The sequence below is a fragment of the Paraliomyxa miuraensis genome (assembly GCF_026337845.1).
GTDB classification, from domain to species: domain Bacteria; phylum Myxococcota_A; class Polyangia; order Nannocystales; family Nannocystaceae; genus Paraliomyxa; species Paraliomyxa miuraensis.
Genome location: NZ_JAOVZF010000161.1, coordinates 237,592 through 255,521, shown reverse-complemented (window position 1 = coordinate 255,521; position 17,930 = coordinate 237,592). Strand labels below are relative to the sequence as shown.

The following is a 17,930-nucleotide window of genomic DNA, read 5'->3' as shown; positions in this document are numbered from 1 at the left end:
TCGCGATGGCTAGAAGACGTAGTCGATCGAGCCCCAGTCGGCCACGTGCAGGGTGATGGTGCCGTTGGCCTGCATGTAGGCATCGATCCAGGCCTGGCGCATGGGGGAGAGGTCGAAGTTTCGCTCCTCCATGACCACTCCGTCGCAAGGATCGTCGTTGTCCTCGTGGTTGACCTGTAGCCAGGCCTGGACCGGATCCGATTCCGCGAACGAGCCATCCCAGCACGAGCCGAACATGTGCTCGACGCAGCCGCCGCCGTACTCGACCGCGAGCACCAGGGTGTCGCCGACGATCGAGGCATCGATGATGCTGACGGGATCGGTGGGCTCGGTGCCGTCGCACAGGCCCACCGCGGGCTCCTCGGGGCAGGCCTCGTCGGTGCAGATCCACTCGCCGGCCTGGCACTCGCAGGTGTTGCAGCCGTTGGTGGGGTTGCTGCCCGGGTCGCAGCTGCCGGGGTCGGTGTCGGTGTCGGTGTCGGTCGGATCGCAGCCGATCGTGGTGCACACCCACTGGCCGTCGACGCACGAGCAGCTGTTGCACTCGTCCACGGGCTCGTCGGCGGGGTCGCAGGTGTTGCCCGAGTCGGCGCTCGAGTCGGTGTCGGCGCAGGCGATCGCGGTACAGGACCACTCACCGTCGTGGCACGAGCACGTGTTGCAATCCAACATCATCTCGTCGCCGGGCTCGCAGGTGCCGCCGGTGGTGCCGGGAGGATCGTCGCCGAGGTTCTTGTCGGGCAGGTCACAGGCCGAGGCGCACAGGCCCGCGAGCAGACCAGCCGCGCAGAGGGGGAGGGAACGTCGAAGAATGAAGCCAAGGGTCGAAGTCATGGTGTCGGGTGATAGTCCGCGGTGGTCGGCATCCGTGATCGAGAATTCGATCGAATGTCGAAGACCGGGCTACTCGAGGCATGCGCTTCGAAGCCGCTCGGCGAAGGCCGTCCGTGGGTACGTCTGCAGGAACGCGCGTGCTCGCTCCTTGCCCTCGTCGTCGCGGCCGGCCTTGCACAGCGCCACTGCGCGCAGGAACCGACGCTCTTCGGTGAGCGCGCCCGAGGGAAAGCGGCGCGCGTGCTCGTCGAGGGCCGCGAGCGCTCGTTCGGGGTGCTCGGCGGTCAGCTCGGTGTTGGCGCGCCGGATGATCTCCAGCTCGTCGAGCAGCGTTGCGCTGGCGGTCGTGGGGTCGGGTTCGTCGGTCGGGCTGGGCTCGCGGGACGAGGTGCCGGTCGAGCGACGCGGCTCGGACTTGCCATCGGAGTCCGCGGAGTCGGTGCGCGTGGGCTCGCTGGACGGGGGCGTTGGGGGCTCGGGCTCTGCGAGCGGAGTCTCGCTCGTCGCGCTCTGCGGCCCGTCGCTCGGGGCGGGATTGCTTCCGGGGACCGGCGCGCGAGTGCTCTGCGACCGAGGCCGGCCGGGTTCGAGCGCCTCGCGGTGATCCGAGCCCTGGCGGCCGTACTCGGCCTGGTTCGCGCGATCGCGTTGGTCGGCCGGGCGCAGCGATCGCGCACCGGTCCACATCATTGCCACCGCGGCCGCGGCGACCAGGCCGCTGACCAGGAGCGCACGTCGGGGCCACTTCGGCGCGGCCGGTCGTGCCACGTCGGCGGCCACGCGCGCCCACACGCGCTCGTGGACCTCGGAGGGGATCCGCTCCTCGGCCGCGAACGCATCGAGCATGGCGCGAGCGTCGGTATCGAGAGCGGGCTCGGTCTCGCTGGGCCCGAGGTCGCTCATGCGGTCTGGCTCCTTTGGCTGCGCCCGTCGGCGGCCCGCATCCGGGCGACCGCCTGGCCAAAGCGCTGCCGTGCCGCCCGCAAGCGAGAGTAGGCCGTGTTGAGGTTGACCCCGATCAGCTCGGCGACCTCGGGCACGGGCAAGCCATCGAGCTCGACCAGCTCGAACACCTCGCGCTTGTCGGAGTCGAGCTGCTCGAGGAACTCGCGCACGAACGCGGCGGCCTGTCCTCGACTGGTGTGGGCCTCGGGATCGGGTGCCGCCGAGGGCCGGGGATCGACCAGGCGAAGGCGTCGTTGCTCGCGGAGGCGGCTGCGTCGGTGGTTGCTCACCACGCCGCGGGTGAGGTGGTAGAGCCACGTGGTCATCGACGCACGGCCGTCGTAGTCGTCGAGGCGACGATGCACGACCAGGAACACCTCGTGCATCACGTCCTCCACCGCGTGGTCGGGGATGCCCATGCGCCGGACGATGCGCCACACGAAGTCGGAGTGGCGGGCGTAGACCTCTTCGAGGGTGCGGGGAGGGGCGGCATGAGCGGGCCTTGGGGTGCCGGATGCTCGAGGCTCCGGCTCGCGTACCGTCACCCCTGCTTGGAGTCCGCCGGTCACGGGTTCCGTCAACGAAATCGTACCTCCATGCCCGCCGCGAATCGCGCGCCCACGGGAGGTGTGTAGTAGACGAGCTCGGCTGCGGTGGGCGTGGCACGAAAGCGAGCGCGGACCAGGGCGATGAGCAGATCGGCCCCGAGCCACGGGCCCACGCGTTGCTGCCAGCGAGCGGGACGCCACACGAGGGCGGCCCCGAGGCCCGCCGCCAGGCGCAAGGAGGCCGCACGTCGCGGGGCGAGCACGCCCACGCCCTCGCCATGCACGGCGCCGGCATCGAGGCCTCCGCACAGCGGCAGCTCCAGCGGGCCCGGGCGAAGCAAGCCACAGCCACGAGCATCGATGGTCCACTGCTGGATCCGCCCGCCGGTGGGATCGGTTGGCGTGGGGGTCCAGTAGCTCGCGCCGAGCTCGGCCCGCCATGCACGGCCCCAGGTGGCAGCGGCCAGCGAGATCACGGCGGTGGTACGGGGCAGCGTTGCGACGCCCACGCCCGCGCTCGCGCGCAGGCCCACGTGAGTGCTCGAAGCGGGGGCGCGCTCGGTTGGCGTGGAGTCCGTCGCGGATCCGGCCGGTCCTGGCTCGGGCTCCTCGGCGCTTGCCACATCCGCGGGGGGCGGTTTCGGCGGTGAGTGGGGCTCGGGTACGTCGGAGTCGGGGGAACCGGCGCCGGGATCGGGCGGTGGGTCGGGCGGCGGGTTGGGCGAGGGCTTCGGCTCCGGGCGAGCCTCGGGATCCACGGCCAACGCCACGACGAGCACCGCCGCGTTGGCCAGCTCGTCGCAGTCGCTGGCCTGCATGGTTCGCTGACCGACGGGCCCATCGTCGCGCTCGAGCGTCAGCTCGAGGGTGAGCACGCCTCGCTCGCCCTCGGTGATCGAGGCCCGCGCTCGCATGCCGCGGGGATCGGCGGCGCTCTCGGCAAGCGCACGAGCGAGGCGCTCGCCGACCTCACGCCCCGCGGGACACTGCGAGGGCGCCGACCACTCGAGCGGTACGGTGACGGCCGCAGGTTCCGCGATCGTGGCGGTCAGCCACAGCGCCATGCTCGGCCCGATCATCGGCGCGCGAGCCTATACCGCGTCTCGTACCGCGAGCACGTCGGCCTCGCCCGACTCGAGGCGCTGCAGGGTCTGCATGCCGCTGCGCCAGATCTCGCCGACCTCGTCGGACAGGCCCGGCCCCAGCTTGCGCAACAGCGGGCGCGCCCGCCGAAACCACATGCGCGCGCGGGCGACCTGGAAGGTGACCAGCTCCTCGAGCCCCTCGCTGCGTACGCCAGCGGCGAGGTCCTCGGTGGTGACCTCGAACAGCAGCAGGTCTTCCTCGGGCACGTAGAAGCGGCCCGCGCGAGCATCGGCGCCCACGTCGAGCAGGATGTCGGTCAGCCGCAGCCCGATCGCGAGTGGGTCGGCCAGGGCCTGGAGCTCGGTGCGCTGCTCACCGCCGAGCCACAACAGCAGCCGACCCACCGGCACGCCCGAGAGCGAGCAGTAGTTGAGCAGCTCGCCCCACGTGGTGTAGCGGTGCTTGTGCAGGTCCATGCGAAAGCCCGCCAGCAGGTCCTGGAACGGGGTGATGGGGATGTTGAATTGCCGGACGGCGGCCTCGAGGGCCACGAACGCGGGGTGCTCGGCCCGGCCGTGGTAGGTGCGCTCGAGCAGCTCCTGCCAGGTGTCGAGGCACACGGGGCGTCGGCCGGCGTAGTCGGGGTGATCGGCGAACGCGTTGGCCACCCGTGAGAACGCATAGACGGCCGAGGCATGACGACGCAGCGGCTCGGCCATGCGCTTGGACGCCACCGGGTAGTGCTCGGGGTGGTCGGCCACCACCGCGTTGCACCACGCATAGGCCTCCTCGAGGGAGTAGGGTCGTCGTTCGGTGCCGTCCGGCCAGGCGAGCTCGGTCATCGTGACCATCCGCGGAGCCGACCTCTCGTCTCGATCCCCTCACTTGGCGATCACGGGCCAGTCCTGCGCAAGGAGTGTCTCACAGGTGGTGCTCTCGGGCACGGGGCGCAGGCGACCGGGCCGCTCGGGCTACTTGGTGGGACGCCGGCGCTTGCGGGCCTTGGCCACCAGGGCCTCGATGGTGCTTCGCATGTGCCGGGCGTCGAGTCCCTCGACCACGGTGCCGCCGTGCTGGGTGATGAGCTCGGTGAGCTGGGTGGCCGCGTGGCCGCCCACCACCCACGGGGTGTCGCGACAGGCGGAGGCGTACTCCTCGACCAGCTCGCGGGCACGATGCCCCGCCGGCGTGATGGTGACCGAGAGGCCCACGATCGCGGGGTCGAGCTCGTCCACCGCCTGACGGATCGCATGCGGCGGCGTGCGGGCGCCCAGGCGCACCACGTTGAAGTCCCACGAGGCCATGTGCAGGGCAAAGCCCAGGCTGCCCATCGTGTGGGTGTCGTCGGCGAAGCAGGCGATCACGACGGTGCGGTCGGCGTCCTCGCGGGCCACCAGGCGCAGCATCGAGTTGGTGGCGGCCTCGACGATCGAGGTGGCCATGTGCTCTTGCCCCACGCTGAACACACCATCGTGCCAGCGCTGGCCGATCTCGATCATGGCGGGTCGGAACACGCGGTCGAACACCACCGACGCCTGCCCCAGCGCCATCCCATGCCTCACCGCGTTCTCGACCTGGTTGGGATCATAGGCCTGCACCGCGTGCACGATGGCCTCGGCCGCGTGGGTGTAGGGGTCGGCGCTGTTGGCCGACGGGGCGTGCCGATGCTCGATGTCGGCCATGACCAGCTTGGCCGCCTCGGACGGGGCCATGCCCTGGTCGCACAGCTCGCGAACGCGACGGATCAGCTCGATGTCGGCGTCGCTGTAGACTCGATAGGAGGACTCGGTGCGTCGTGGCTCGGGCACTCCGTAGCGCCGCTCCCACGCGCGCAGGGTCGCGGCGGGAATCCCCGTCATCTCGGCAACCGCGTTGATGCGGTACTTGCCCTTGTCGTCGGTCAAGGGCTCGATCTCCAGGGTGGGCGGACCCGTCGCATGGTCGCTTGCTTGCCCGACGATTGTGCACCCTTTTCGATGTCTGTCAAATGTTTGAGTAGAGCACCATGGGATCGTGCAAGGCATGGAAGAGACGCCGGGAAGCGCCGGCCGAGCAGGGATCGCCGAGGCCGCGAGAGCGTGCGCTCGCCGTGCTCGCGCGGCACCTTCGCTTGCGGGCCTTCTTCAGGTGAAGGTGTCGGCCACTCGCTCGACCGCTACGGGCGCGTAGAGTGACGGGTCGTGCTGCCAGCTGCGGTCGAGGTACGGGCCCAGTGCGCTGGACAGGCGCGCTCGCAGGGAAGGACGACCGAGGAACACGAGCACACCGTCGAGGTCGTCCAGGCGGAATCCATCGGCGGCGATGCCCGACCACTTGAGGGCCGTGGCCACGCGGGCGCAGGCGGTTGCGTCGGAGAGCAACGCGACCTTGAGGGAGCGCTTCTCCTGCAGCGCGCCCAGGTCGTAGCGCTGGCCGACGTCGGGCATGAGATCACGGGCCACCAGCAGCACGCGCGAGGTGTGAGCCGAGTGCGTCAGGTCCTGCATGCACGCCTGCCACTCGCGCTCGTCGACCCGATCTCCGAGATGGATGACCACGAAGACGTCGTCGACGAAGCCGAACGCCAGCGTCTCCCGATCCTCCATGAAGATAGGTGTATGAGCTGCAAGGCCGGGTTGCAAGAGGTGGTCCGAGGTTGGGACACCGCTCGGAGCCGTGGTCGGGCGTCCCCCGACCGCAGGTCCGAGTCCACTTCGGGAACCGTCCCACGATGGGTCGAGGACGGTAGTGAATGGCTGATTCGTCAGGCGCGCTCGGGGATCGACCGACCGTTGGACCGGCTGTGCAAGGGCGTGGCGCTCGGGCCACGCGGCCGCACCAGGAATGCTCGTTGCTTGGACGCTCCTGGCCGATGCATTGACAATTGTTGGACGCCAACCAGACTCCCGGCGTGAATTCCCACCGTCGTGTCGAGCAGGCATGAGCGCGCGACTCGAGGCCGCGGTACCCGACTCGCGCCTGCGGGTGACGATCGATCGTCCCCCATCCTCGGCCGCGAGCTACGTGCTCTACTGGATGATCGCGGCCCGCCGCACGCACCACAGCTTCGGCTTGCAGCGCGCGGCGGCCTGGGCCCACGAGCTGCGCAAGCCGCTGCTGGTGCTCGAGCCGCTGCGGGCGGGGCATCGCTGGGCCGCCGACCGTCACCACGTGTTCGTGCTCCAGGGCATGGCCGATCATGCACGGCGGCTCGAGACCGTTGGAGTGCGCTACCTGCCCTACGTGGAGCCCCGGCCCGGAGCGGGCAAGGGCCTGTTGGCCGCGCTGGCCGAGCGGGCGGCGGTGGTGGTCACCGACGACTTTCCCGCCTACTTCCTCCCGCGCATGCTCGATGCCGCCGCCCGGCGGCTGCCCACCCGGCTCGAGGTGATCGACGGCAACGGCTTGCTGCCGATCCGCTCGACCGATCGGGTGTTCTCGCGGGCCCACTCGTTTCGCGCCCATCTGCAGCGCGAGCTGCCCGAGCACCTGGCACGGCTGCCGAGCCCCGACCCCCTGGCCGGCCACGAACTCGGCCGGGCTCGGGTGCCCCGCGAGGTGCTGCGGCGCTGGCCCATGGCCACGGCCCGCGAGCTGCGAGCACCCGAGCGCCTGGCGGCTGCGCTGCCGATCGACCATGCTCCGGCCCCGGTCGCCCTTGCGGGCGGCGAGCGGGCCGGGGCGGCTCGGCTCGCGCGCTTCCTCGACGAGGGCCTGGCGCGCTATCCGGAGCAGCGCAACCACCCCGACGAGGACGCGGGCAGCGGCCTGTCGCCCTACCTGCACTACGGGCACGTGTCGGTGCATCAGGTGCTGTTCGAACTCGCCGCGCGCGAGGACTGGAGCCCGGCTCAGCTCGGCCCGCCCCAGGGAGGCGCGCGCGAGGGCTCTTGGGGGACGTCCGAGGCGGCCGAGGCGTTCCTCGACGAGCTTGTGACGTGGCGAGAGCTCGGGATCAACTACTGCACGCACCGCGACGACGCCGATCGCTTCGAGGGTCTGCCGGCGTGGGCCCGCGCCACGATGGCCGAGCATGCCTGCGATCCCCGGCCCGAGCTCTACGACCTCGGTGCTTTGGAAGCGGCGCGGACCCGCGATCCGCTGTGGAACGCTGCCCAGCGCCAGCTGCTCCGAGAGGGCCGCATCCACAACTACCTGCGCATGCTCTGGGGCAAGCGGATCTACGAGTGGTCGAGCGGCGGTGAGGAAGCGATGGCGCGGATGATCGCCCTCAACGATCGCTGGGCCATGGACGGACGCGATCCCAACTCGTACAGCGGGATCGCATGGGTGCTGGGTCGCTATGATCGAGCATGGGGACCCGAGCGGCCGATCTTCGGCAAGCTGCGGTACATGAGCTCGGCCAACACGCGCCGGAAGCTGCGACTACGGGACTATCTGGCGCGGTATGGCGAGGCGCCGTAGTTCCGGGGTGTCGCGCGTCATGCGCTGCCTGTCTGAACCTGGACGGGTCGTCCAAGATTGAACAATCCCTACGGGATCCCCGGAATTTCGCCAAACCGAGCCCATTTGGCGGGATCTCGGCCCATCGTGCGTTGCATCGTGTTTGCGCGATCTCTCGTAACCTTTGACATACAATGGACGATCTGATAGAAACGACGTGCGAGGTTGTTCCGATGCAGATGATGACGATGAAGACCGCGAGGGACCGGGTGCGAGCCGAGCGGGGCTCGTCGTCGCCGGGTTTCGACGGCGAAGTGGAAGCCTACTTCGTCGATCTCGATCGAGAGACGTTGATGACCGCGGACGAGGAGAGGTCCGCCGCGGAGCGGATCCTGCGTCTGCGACGGGAGTACTGGGGCCGACTGCTCGGCTACCCGCCCTTCCTCGATGCGATGCTCCGCATGATCGGAGCATCGCTGGCCGAGCGAGGCCTCGAGCCGAAGCTGCTCACCAGGATGCAGCGGGCGGCCGAGGTGCTTCGCAAGCGCCCCCGTCAGGACGAGCGGGCCCGAGCCGAGGCGGTGCGAGACGCCCTTGCCCAGCAGCTGGCCGACCTCGATCCCTCGATCGAGCTGGCCGATCGCCTGTTTGCCGATCTCGAGAGCATCGACGCCGGTCGGACCCGCGAGGCCGGCCTCGACGTACGGGCGCCCGCACGCGGGAGCTCGACCTTCCGTCGCTACCTCCACGGGGTTCGCAGCGCTCGCATGGTGCTGTGCACGGCTCGACACGAGATGGTGCGGGCCAACCTCCGCCTGGTGGTGAGCATGGCCCATCGCTACCGCCGCAACGGGCGGCTGCCCCTGGCCGATCTCATCCAGGAGGGCAACATCGGGCTGCTGACGGCGGTCGATCGCTTCGACCCGCGCAAGGGCTTTCGATTCTCGACCTACGGCAGCTGGTGGATCCGTCACGCGATCGGCCGCGCGCTGTCCGACAAGGGTCGCGTGGTACGCCTTCCCGTGCACGTGGTCGAGCTGCAGCACAAGCTCGCCAAGGCTCGTCGCGAGCTCGAGGTGCGGCTCGGACGCGCGCCCGAGCTGGCCGAGCTGGCCGAGGCGCTCGGCGTGCCCGAGCGGAAGCTCGAGCGCCTCGAGCGAGCGCTCTTGCAGCGGGACACCTCGCTGACCTCGCCCGATCGCGAGCGAGAGCAGGCGGGCATGGAGGGGCTGCCCGACGAGGGCCCGACGGTCGATCACTTGCTGCACGACGGCCACCTCGACGAGGCCCTGCAGGACGCACTGTCGGCCCTGCGACCGATGGAGGCCGACATCTTGCGGCACCGCTTCGGGCTCGACGACGGTTCGTCGATGACATTGAGGGAGGTGGGGGATCTCCACGGCCTCTCGCGAGAGCGGATCCGGCAGCTCCAGGAGCGCGCGCTCGAGAAGATCCGCGTGGTGCTGAGGCAGAGGGGCTTCGAGGTGGGGGAAGGCGTGGCGGCCTGAGGCGGGCCGCCACGATGCGCCCGAAATTCGACGAAATTGGCGACTTCGGGGCACGTTGTCGGCATGCGATGCCGCTGCTGCGCGATCGTCCTGGGAGTGTCGGCCCTTGGGTGCCAGCCCATGACCCTCGATCTCGGCCGCCCGCTGCCCGAGCCCGTACCCTCGAGCTCCAGTGACGGCGACGACGTCCCGGATCAGATGCGCCGACTCGAGCGCATGTGTGCCGATGATCCTCGCCAGGGTCCGGCGCGCTACGTGCTGGCCCGGTTCCACGCCAGCCGTGGGGATCGAGCCCGAGCGCTGGCCCGGCTCGAGGAGCTGCTGAAGATCGAGGGCTGGGACTACGCCCTGGCGCCCGACGAATTCGAGTCGCTGGCCGACGACCCCGCGTTCGTGGCCCTGGCCGAGCGAGCGAGGGCGCGAGTGCCATTGGTGCCACACGGGCCGGTGGCGTTCGAACTCGATGCACTCGACATCCTGCCCGAGGGGGTGGCGTGGGATCCCCGGCGCAAGCAGATGTTGGTGGGCAGCATGGCCAAGCGGCAGGTGCTGGTCGCGGGCTTCGATGGTCGCACGCGCCCCCTGACCAAGTCTGCGCAGGACGGGCTGCTCGGTGTGCTGGGGATCGCCGTCGATGCGCGCCGCGATCGGGCGTACGTGGCGGCGGTGGCGATGCCGATGATGGAGGGCTATGACCCGCAGGCCGATCGGGACCAAGCCGCCGTGCATGGCTTTTCGTTGGAGGATGGGCGTACCGTGGGCCGCTGGCCTGCACCCGCCGGCCCCACTCAGCTCAATGACCTGGTGGTGCTGTCGGATGGCTCGGTGCTGGTCACGGACTCGATCACCAGCACCGTGCTGCGCAAGGCTCCCGACGCGTCCTCGGGTGCGCCGCTCGAGCCGCTGCTGCCCGAGGGGACCTTCTTTGCGCCCAACGGCATCGTGGAGCTCGAGGGCGAGCGGGCGATCGTCGTGGCGGACTTCGAGGGCCTGCATCGGGTGGCGCTCGATGGACCCACGGTCGAGCTGCTCTCGCCTCCGCCGGGGATCCTCACGCTCGCGGGGATCGACGGGCTCGAGCGCCGGGGCTCGACGCTGGTGGGGATCCAGAACGTGGTGGGCGCGGGACGCGTGTGGGCGCTGGAGCTCGATGCGGAGGGGCGCACGCTGATCGCGGGGCGGATCCTCGACAGTGACCATCCGCTCTATCGCGGGCCCACGACGGGGGCGATCGCGGACGAGCGCTTTCTCTACCTGGCCAACGCGGCGCTGCAGATGGGCGACGAGGGCCTGGTGCCGCCACCCGAGGGGCAGCGGCACGTGATCCTCGAGCTGCGGCTCGATGCGGCGGGGTCGACCGGGATCGAGCCGCAGCAACCACCGCAGTCAGCGCAGCCACCGCACTCGCCATCCGCCTCACGGCCTGGGAATCGATAGCCTCGACCGGCTCACCCCCAGCCGATCCCTTCTCGAGCGTCCCAAAGAAGGGCGCCCAAAACGCAGAGTGCGCCGCAATCGAGGCTGCCGCTCCCCATGCCGCATGTTAACTTCCAAACCGAGTCGCATTCTGGTTCACAACCATTTCATCGGGTAAAGAGACGCGACCACCCCCAATGGCAGCCCCCATGACTGGTATCGGTGAAATCCTCTTTGGTCGCTATCGCATCGACGCCCACGTGGGTGACCACGACGGCGTCCAGCTCTACCGGGGCTCGGATCTCCACGCCCTGGCCCCCATTCACATCAAGCTCTGGCCACGCGACGAGGATCCGGTCGAGGCCTTGCTCGAGGGCGAGGCGATGGCGGCGGTCCGCCATCCCCGCGTGGTGCGCCTGGTCGACTTCGGCCTGCACGAGGGCCGCCAGCCCTGCCTGGTGTTGGAGGGGGTCCGTGGTCAGACGCTGACCGATCGCCTGAAGGCGGGGCCGCTGTCGTTCCCCGAGGCGTTCGAGCTGGGTGCCAAGGTGCTCGAGGCTCTGGCGGTCCTCCACGACGAGGGTTTGGTCCACGGCAATGTGACGCCCGACGACGTGGTGCTCCTGCCCAGCGGCGAGATCAAGCTGACCGGACTGAGCCACGTGGCGTTCGAGAGCGCCGGCGACGAGCCCATCGCGCTCGACCCTCGCGAGGCGCTCGTGCAGCCGCAGTACAAGGCGCCCGAGCAGCTCGCGGGCACGGGCTGCCGCCCCTCGGCCGATCTCTACGCATTGGGCGTGGTGCTGTGCGAAGCCATCATGGGCGAGAACCCGTTTGCCGACGAGCCGCTCGACGTGGGGGCGCGCGTGGCCTTTCGCCCGGAGCTCGACGAGCTGCCCGTGGCCGCCCGCTTCGCGCTCGACCGCATGACGAGGGCGTCGATGCTCCATCGCGAGACCGACGCACGGCAATGCGCTCGTCGTCTGCGCGAGGCGGTCGCGGTGACGTCCCGGCCCCACGGGCTCGCGCTCGCAGGGAGCTGATCTCGGCGACGTGAGCCTGGCGAACCAACGAAGAACGGGCGGCGAACCTGGGTTCGCCGCCCGCGTTCATGGTTCGACTCGGTCGACGGGGCCTAGCCCCCCTTGGGGGCAGTAGGTCGTGCGAGAGCCCGAGCAGGCTGCGGGGGGGCCTAGCCAATCCCGGGGCACGCCACCGAGGTGGCCAGCGCCGTGTTGTTGTCCTCGACGCACTCGGTCACGAGCTCCACGTCGTCGGCGTCGATCACCACGAAGTAGTCCTGCGCCATCGGCATGGTGGGCTCGAGCCAGGACACGCTGGTCTGCGCGCCGGGCAGCAGGGCCACCGGGGTCTGCTGGGTGCCGACCAGCGTGCCGGTGGCGTCGGTGCCTCGGTACAGGCTCACGTCGACGCCCGCCGGGACGCCGATGGAGCCGGTGTTGCGGATGGTGGCGATGACCTCGAACTCCATCTCCAGGCAGTTGGACAGGTTGATCGCGAGGTTGACCTGGAGATCCGGCGCATTGAAGACGCCCGAGCCCTGGAAGTTCTGCCGGAAGTTGTTGAGCTGCGGGTCGTCCCAGTTGTTGTTCTCCATGACCGGCGTCAGGCCCGAGGCGGTGGCGTTGGTCACGTGGTAGGTGTGGCTGTTCCAGACCTGGCGGGTGCGGACCCACTGGTCGTTGGCATCGCCGTACACGAACAGGCCGCGGCGGGTGGTGTAGCCGGGGATCGAGCCGCAGTCGGTCATGGCGTTGGCGTCGTTGGCCACCACGAGCAGCTCGGAGTTCCCGTCGTCGTCCACGTCGACCACGATCGGGTACTCGTGGATGGTGGCGCTGCTGTTCTCCTGCTCGAGGATGACGTTGCCGGTGTCGCCGGCGTAGACGCGCAGGTAGCACTCGTCGGCGTAGATCACCTCGGCGATGCCGTCGCCCTGGAAGTCGAACACCGACGAGCCCGTGGTGTTGGACGACTGGTCCTGAGTGACGGAGGTCCAGCGCACGTAGATGTCGCCGGCTCCGGGCGGGGGATCGCCCGCGGGCTGCACGACGACCTCGCCCATGCGGTTGAGGTCGTAGACCGAGTACGAGGAGCCACCCGCGACCGCGATCTCGGGCCGACCGTCACCGTCGAAGTCGGCGATGGTCGGCGGGCCACCGCGTCCGCCGCCCGGAATGTAGATCGGCTGGGTGCGCAGCGAGGGGTTGGCCACGCACATGGCATCGGTGGGATCGACGCCGCACCACAGCTGACCGGTGGCGCCGTCGAGCACGATGATCTGGCCGTCGAGCACCTGGCCGCCGCCGTACGGAGCGGGGTCGCCCACCAGCACCACCTCGGGATCGCCGTCCTGGTCGAGGTCGGCGATGGCCGGGTAGCCGTCGGGGCCGATGTACTCCCACAAGAGGTTCAGCGAGACGTTGGGTGCCCCCATCGGCGGCTGGTTCCACGAGACCGTCCACGCCTGGCGGCCGGAGATGATCTCGGGGTAGCCGTCGCCGGTCAGGTCGGCGATGGCCGAGATGCCGCCGAGGTAGTCGCCGTTGGAGCCGAACACGCCGCCGCCGCGCGCCCAGGAGTTGTCCTGGTCGAACACCACGGTGCCGTCGTTGTCGAGCACCGCGGTGCCGTACACGATCTCCGAGGCGTCGTCGTCGTCGAAGTTGGCGAACGCGGGGGCACCGTGGCGCACGTAGATGTAGTGCGGCGAGCCATCGGGCGCGTGGCTCGACCACAGGTGCTGACCCAGGCCGTTGATGGCGTGGATGATCGAGGAGTTGTTGACGAACGGCGCGATGTTGACCTGGGGCCGGCCGACGTAGACGACGTCGGGCAGGCCGTCGTCGTCCACGTCGGAGACGCCCACGGTGGAGCGGGAGTACGAGCCGTACTGGCCCGCTCCCGGGCTGTTCTGGATGCGGAATTGCACCGAGCCGTCTTGGCCGTCGAGGACCACGATGTTGCCGTAGAACTCCTGGGAGCCGCCGCCGGGGTCGGAGTCGAAGTAGGTGTTGATGATCACCTCCGGCCGCATGTCGCCGTCGATGTCGGCGACGGCCGGCATGGAGATGACCTGGTCCTCCTCGAAGGTCCACTCCTGGGTGATCTCGATGTCCTGGAAGTCGGGGAGGATCTCGCAGTCGAGCGGGTTGGGCTGGGGCAGGCACTGATCGAGGGTGGGCTCGCAGAACTCGCCTTCCTCGCAGTCGAACGCGTCGATGCAGGGGCCGGTGGGCGTGGCGCAGGAGTTGGCCAGACAGACCTGGCCCTCGTCGCAGCAGATCTCCTGGTTCTCGCCGCAGCGGATCTCGGTCTCGCACGCGGGCAGGCACTGCTCGTTGACGCACTCCTGGTCGGCCTCGCAGCACTCGGCCGGGTTGCCGCACAGGATCGTCTCGCACAGCTCGCCGGTGTCTCCCGTGCCGTCGGGAACGATCGTGGTGCCGGAGGTGCCCGTGTCGTCGACGACCGCGGTGGTGCCGGAGGTGGTGTCGTCGGGGGGGAGGGTGCCGATGCTGGTGTTGGTGGTGCTGCCGGTGTCGTCCGGGGTGACGGGAGTGTCGTCGGGGCAGCCGGTGGCGAGCGTTGCCAGCGATGCACAGCCGAGGGTCAATGAGAAGCGACGGGCCGTTATCGGTTTCATGTTCAAGTGATCCTCGTTGTTCGAGCCAGGTGTGCCAGGAAGGTAGCGAGACGTGGAGCCAGGGCGGACGCGGGGAGCGAGCCGGGGATGAGCCGGAGCCCGCTCGGCGTCGCCGAGGCTCCCATTAAATGCCATGAATGGGTGGCGCGTGCGAGCGGAGCCGTGCCAGCGTCGTTGCTTGCGGGCGCGCCCTCGTTCCATGATTGCGTCGGACTTGGGGTTTGGCAGGTGAGCGGGAGGACCGTGGGGGCGACCGACGACGATGAGCTTGGGCGAGGCCAGGCGGTCGGGCGCTACGTGGTGCTCGATCGTCTGGGGGTGGGCGCGATGGGGGCGGTATATGCTGCCTACGACCCCGAGCTGATGCGTCGCGTGGCGCTCAAGGTGCTGCGGCCCCAGGCGATCGCCCGCCAGGGGCACGAGGCCGCGCGCCAGCGGCTGCTGCGGGAGGCGCAGGCATTGGCTCGCCTCGCGCATCCGAACGTGGTGCGCGTGTTCGACGTGGGTACCGACGAGGCGCGCGTGTTCCTTGCGATGGAATTGATCGAAGGGGAGAGCCTGCGACGGTGGCTGCGGACGCCTCGGGGGTGGCGCGAGATCCTGGACGTCATGGAGCAGGCCGGTCGAGGGCTGGCCGCGGCTCATGCGCTGGGGCTGGTGCATCGCGACTTCAAGCCCGACAACGTGCTGGTGGCGAGCGACGGGCGGGTGCGCGTGGGCGACTTCGGCCTGGTGCGACGGGTCGACGACGGCGACGAGCCGACCGAGGTCGGGAGCATGGTGGGCACGCCCGCCTACATGGCGCCGGAGCAGCACGCAGGCGAGGAGGGCGAGCCTCGCTCGGACCAGTATGCGTTCTGCCTGACGCTCTTCGAGGCGCTCTACGGTCGTCGCCCGTTCGAGGGCACGGGGGGCACCCCCCAGGATCGCGAGGCGCTCGGGCGGGCCAAGCAGGAGAGCCGGGGGATCGATGGCGGCCCGCGAGGGGTGGTGGGGCGGGTGCCCAAGGCACTGCGGGCGATCGTGCGTCGCGGGTCGCTGCCCGAACCGAGTGATCGATTCGCGGCCATGGAGCCATTGCTCGAGGCGCTGGCGCGGACGCGCGCACGGGCGGGCGCATGGCGAGGGGGAGCGGTGGTTGCCGCGGCGGCCGTGGTGGGTACGGCAGGATGGGCGCTGGCCGATCCCGCCTCGGGGGCGGCTCCCTGTGCCGAGGCCGGGCGGGTGCCCGGCCCCGCATGGAGTGAGGCCACGCGGGCCGAGGTGGGGGAACGCCTGGCCCGGCACCTGCCCGAGGATGCGATCGCACGGGCGGTGGTGGGGCTCGATGCTCGCGTGGAGGCTTGGACCCAGGCGCACCTCGATGCGTGCGAGGACACGTGGGTGCGGGGCGAGCAATCGTCGGCGCGACTCGATGCCCGGATGGCATGCCTGCGCGGGCAGTGGGCCGAGCTCGAGGAGACGGTCGCGCTGCTGCGCGATGCCGACGAGGTCACCGCGGCACGCAGCGCCGAGCTGGTGCAGGGGTTGCCCGCGCCGATCGTTTGTGCTCGCGAACAGGGTGGGGACGGAGCGGCCGTGGCGGCGGAGGCCGAGGCCGAGGCCACCCGGCGCAGCCTGGCGCGGGTGTCGGCGCTGCGCCGCGCGGCTCGCTACGACGAGGCGTGGGAGGAGCTGTCGGCGTGGGACGAGCACGACGACGCCCCCACGGTGGAGGCGGCCGCCAGAGCGGTGGCGCGGGGGATGGTGCTCGACGATCGAGGGCTGCTCGAAGAGAGCGAGCAGGCGTTCGTTGGCGCGCTCGAGCTGGCGCGAGCCGCCAACGATGCGCGTGGCGAGGCGGATGCGTGGCTGGGTCTGTCGGGAGCGACCGGCGATCGCATGCACGATCCCGAGCGCGCGCGATTCCAGGCCGAGATGGCCCTGGCCGCGATCGCCTCGGTGGGCGGCGACGCGCGCATCGAGTCGTGGGCGGAGACGATGCTGGGCAGCGTGGCCTTTCGCGAGGGCGACGATGCGAGCGCGCGCGATCACTGGGAGCGGGCGCTCGCGCTGCGGCAGGCGCTGTGGGGTGACGAGCACCTGCTGACCGCGTCGTCGTTCAACAACCTCGGGGGGGTGCTCTACGGCCAGGGCGAGCTCGACGAGGCGGCGCGGTTGCTGCGGCGTGCGCTCGATCTGCGCGAGCAGATGCTGGGGGCCGAGCATCCCAGCGTGGCCGAGTCGGCGATCAACCTGTCGCTGGTCCTGGTGGCACAGGGACGCACGGGCGATGCGGTGCGCTGGGGCGAGCGTGGGCTGGAGATCCTACGGGGCGCCCTCGGGGACGAGCACCCGATGCTGCTGCGCAGCCACGACGCGCTGGCCCAGGCGCTGGTGGCCGACGGGCGCGGTGCGGCGGCGCGGGAGCACTTCGAACGCGCGCTGGAGCTGGCGCGGGTCCACCTTCCGTCACGGCATCCCAGCACGCTCGCGCCGCTGCTCGGGTTGACCGAGATCGAGCTGACGGCCGGCGATGCGGCGCGCGCCGAAGCGCGGGCTCGCGAGGCGCTGGCCGTGGCGGCCGACGAGGCGCTCGATCCCCTGATGCGAGCGGAGACGCGATGGTGGCTGGCTCGGACCCTGGCGGCGCAGGATCGGCTCGAGGAGGGCCGAGCCGAGGCGCGCGCGGCCAGGGCCGCGGCGCAGGGGGTTGGTGAGCGCGGCCAGGAGCTGTGCGACGAGGTCGACGCATGGCTCGGCGTGCTGCCGCGCGCCTCGGGCTAACGCCTGCGGCGTCGCGCCACGCCGGCCCCGAGCACCATCAGCACCAGCACTCCGGGGGCGGCTCCCATGCCGGGGTCGACGCGGCAGCCCTTCTTGGTGGTGGGCGGAGGCACGGCGGGCGGGGCCTCGCCATCGCCTCCGCCGCCTTCTTCGTTGCCGCCGGCAAAGCTGTCGAGCTCGTCCTGGGCTTCGGCCTGCTCGTCTTCCTCGTCTTCTTCGTCCTCGGGCTTGCCCTCGGTGAACACGAGCGTGAGCTGGCCGCTGGCGAGCTTGAGGTTCTTGCCCTTGTTGTCGAGCTGCGCCAGCTCGACCGTGTAGGTGTGGTCGCGGTTGAAGCCCACGTCGCCCTCGAGCTCGAGGTCGAGCGAGACGAACTCCTCACCCTCGTAGCTGGCGTGCTCGTAGGCCCACGCCTTGTAGCGCTTTCCGCTGCCCGGGAGCTTGTCGTAGAACTCCACGTAGAGCGGTCCCGGGGCGCCCTTGTCGATCTTGGCCCACAGGTGGAGGTTCCAGACCTCCTCGCCGGGCAGGCTGGGCAGCTCCTTGACCGAGGCGCTCTTGCCCGCGTCGGTGATCTTGCCCGCGTCGTCGGTGTCGAGCGGCTCGGCCCCGAACCTCACCTCACCGGCGAGGGCGCTGGGAGCCACGAGCATCCCCCCACCGAGGGAGAGAGCGAGGGCCAGGGGAAGGGAACGAAGCCAGGGAGAGTGCTTGGGCGTGGCCATGGCAGCGGCGCGCAGGATAGCGCGACGCTTGGCGCTTGGCCAACGCGTGGCC

The 17,930-nt window shown here is 70.4% G+C and carries 14 protein-coding genes; 5 read left to right on the top strand and 9 right to left on the bottom strand.

Features of this window, described 5'->3' with window-relative positions; all coding sequences use genetic code 11:
- Nucleotides 1-9 precede the first annotated feature (9 nt).
- The 7 genes from OEB96_RS36505 to OEB96_RS36475 form a co-directional block, all read right to left on the bottom strand.
- A complete protein-coding gene (locus OEB96_RS36505; protein ID WP_266221503.1) occupies nt 10-834 on the bottom strand; it encodes a hypothetical protein in 825 nt (274 codons plus the stop codon).
- Nucleotides 835-903: 69 nt separating this feature from the next.
- Nucleotides 904-1,737, bottom strand: a complete 834-nt coding sequence (locus OEB96_RS36500; RefSeq protein WP_266221502.1) for a hypothetical protein — start codon at nt 1,735-1,737, stop codon at nt 904-906.
- A complete protein-coding gene (locus OEB96_RS36495) occupies nt 1,734-2,348 on the bottom strand; it encodes an RNA polymerase sigma factor (protein WP_266221501.1) in 615 nt (204 codons plus the stop codon). Before OEB96_RS36495 ends, OEB96_RS36500 begins: the two co-directional genes overlap by 4 nt.
- 8 nt (nt 2,349-2,356) lie before the next feature.
- Nucleotides 2,357-3,406: a hypothetical protein gene (locus OEB96_RS36490; RefSeq protein WP_266221500.1), complete on the bottom strand. Its 1,050-nt coding sequence runs from the start codon at nt 3,404-3,406 to the stop codon at nt 2,357-2,359.
- Nucleotides 3,407-3,418: 12 nt separating this feature from the next.
- On the bottom strand, nt 3,419-4,255 hold the full coding sequence (locus tag OEB96_RS36485; RefSeq protein WP_266221499.1) for a phytoene/squalene synthase family protein: 837 nt from the start codon (nt 4,253-4,255) through the stop codon (nt 3,419-3,421).
- A 129-nt stretch (nt 4,256-4,384) separates the two neighbouring features.
- Entirely contained in the window at nt 4,385-5,317 is a 933-nt protein-coding gene (locus OEB96_RS36480) for a MerR family transcriptional regulator (RefSeq protein WP_266221498.1), read from the bottom strand.
- Nucleotides 5,318-5,536: 219 nt separating this feature from the next.
- The gene (locus OEB96_RS36475; protein WP_266221497.1) at nt 5,537-5,998 is read right to left on the bottom strand and encodes a hypothetical protein; all 462 of its coding nucleotides are present in this window, start codon (nt 5,996-5,998) and stop codon (nt 5,537-5,539) included.
- Between the two features lie 334 nt (nt 5,999-6,332).
- On the opposite strand from OEB96_RS36475, the gene OEB96_RS36470 reads away from it, so the two are divergent.
- From OEB96_RS36470 to OEB96_RS36455, 4 genes are all read left to right on the top strand, one after another.
- A complete protein-coding gene (locus OEB96_RS36470) occupies nt 6,333-7,817 on the top strand; it encodes a cryptochrome/DNA photolyase family protein (protein WP_266221496.1) in 1,485 nt (494 codons plus the stop codon).
- 227 nt (nt 7,818-8,044) lie between these two features.
- Nucleotides 8,045-9,304 carry a sigma-70 family RNA polymerase sigma factor gene (locus OEB96_RS36465; protein WP_266221495.1) on the top strand — a complete coding sequence of 420 codons (1,260 nt, stop codon included), beginning with the start codon at nt 8,045-8,047 and terminating at the stop codon, nt 9,302-9,304.
- Between the two features lie 120 nt (nt 9,305-9,424).
- Nucleotides 9,425-10,741: a hypothetical protein gene (locus OEB96_RS36460; protein WP_266221494.1), complete on the top strand. Its 1,317-nt coding sequence runs from the start codon at nt 9,425-9,427 to the stop codon at nt 10,739-10,741.
- A 188-nt stretch (nt 10,742-10,929) separates the two neighbouring features.
- Nucleotides 10,930-11,763 carry a protein kinase domain-containing protein gene (locus OEB96_RS36455; protein WP_266221493.1) on the top strand — a complete coding sequence of 278 codons (834 nt, stop codon included), beginning with the start codon at nt 10,930-10,932 and terminating at the stop codon, nt 11,761-11,763.
- 149 nt (nt 11,764-11,912) lie between these two features.
- Here the strand turns inward: OEB96_RS36455 and OEB96_RS36450 are convergent, their stop codons facing one another.
- Nucleotides 11,913-14,387, bottom strand: a complete 2,475-nt coding sequence (locus OEB96_RS36450) for a CARDB domain-containing protein (RefSeq protein ID WP_266221492.1) — start codon at nt 14,385-14,387, stop codon at nt 11,913-11,915.
- A 228-nt stretch (nt 14,388-14,615) separates the two neighbouring features.
- Between OEB96_RS36450 and OEB96_RS36445 the strand changes: the two genes are divergently transcribed.
- Nucleotides 14,616-17,153: a serine/threonine-protein kinase gene (locus OEB96_RS36445; RefSeq protein ID WP_266221491.1), complete on the top strand. Its 2,538-nt coding sequence runs from the start codon at nt 14,616-14,618 to the stop codon at nt 17,151-17,153.
- Here the strand turns inward: OEB96_RS36445 and OEB96_RS36440 are convergent.
- Nucleotides 17,150-17,878, bottom strand: coding sequence for an MYXO-CTERM sorting domain-containing protein (locus tag OEB96_RS36440; RefSeq protein WP_266221490.1), 729 nt, complete (start codon nt 17,876-17,878; stop codon nt 17,150-17,152). The two genes, OEB96_RS36445 and OEB96_RS36440, sit on opposite strands and share 4 nt — an antisense overlap.
- Nucleotides 17,879-17,930: the final 52 nt, after the last annotated feature.

Excerpts from the sequence above, each read along its gene's own strand:
- OEB96_RS36485 (WP_266221499.1), bottom strand. The coding sequence starts at position 4,255 with ATGACCGAGCTCGCCTGGCCGGACGGCACCGAACGACGACCCTACTCC.
- OEB96_RS36470 (WP_266221496.1), top strand. The coding sequence starts at position 6,333 with ATGAGCGCGCGACTCGAGGCCGCGGTACCCGACTCGCGCCTGCGGGTG.
- OEB96_RS36455 (WP_266221493.1), top strand. The coding sequence starts at position 10,930 with ATGACTGGTATCGGTGAAATCCTCTTTGGTCGCTATCGCATCGACGCC.
- OEB96_RS36450 (WP_266221492.1), bottom strand. The coding sequence starts at position 14,387 with ATGAAACCGATAACGGCCCGTCGCTTCTCATTGACCCTCGGCTGTGCA.
- OEB96_RS36505 (WP_266221503.1), bottom strand. The coding sequence starts at position 834 with ATGACTTCGACCCTTGGCTTCATTCTTCGACGTTCCCTCCCCCTCTGC.
- OEB96_RS36440 (WP_266221490.1), bottom strand. The coding sequence starts at position 17,878 with ATGGCCACGCCCAAGCACTCTCCCTGGCTTCGTTCCCTTCCCCTGGCC.
- OEB96_RS36460 (WP_266221494.1), top strand. The coding sequence starts at position 9,425 with ATGACCCTCGATCTCGGCCGCCCGCTGCCCGAGCCCGTACCCTCGAGC.
- OEB96_RS36475 (WP_266221497.1), bottom strand. The coding sequence starts at position 5,998 with ATGGAGGATCGGGAGACGCTGGCGTTCGGCTTCGTCGACGACGTCTTC.
- OEB96_RS36465 (WP_266221495.1), top strand. The coding sequence starts at position 8,045 with ATGAAGACCGCGAGGGACCGGGTGCGAGCCGAGCGGGGCTCGTCGTCG.
- OEB96_RS36490 (WP_266221500.1), bottom strand. The coding sequence starts at position 3,406 with ATGATCGGGCCGAGCATGGCGCTGTGGCTGACCGCCACGATCGCGGAA.
- OEB96_RS36500 (WP_266221502.1), bottom strand. The coding sequence starts at position 1,737 with ATGAGCGACCTCGGGCCCAGCGAGACCGAGCCCGCTCTCGATACCGAC.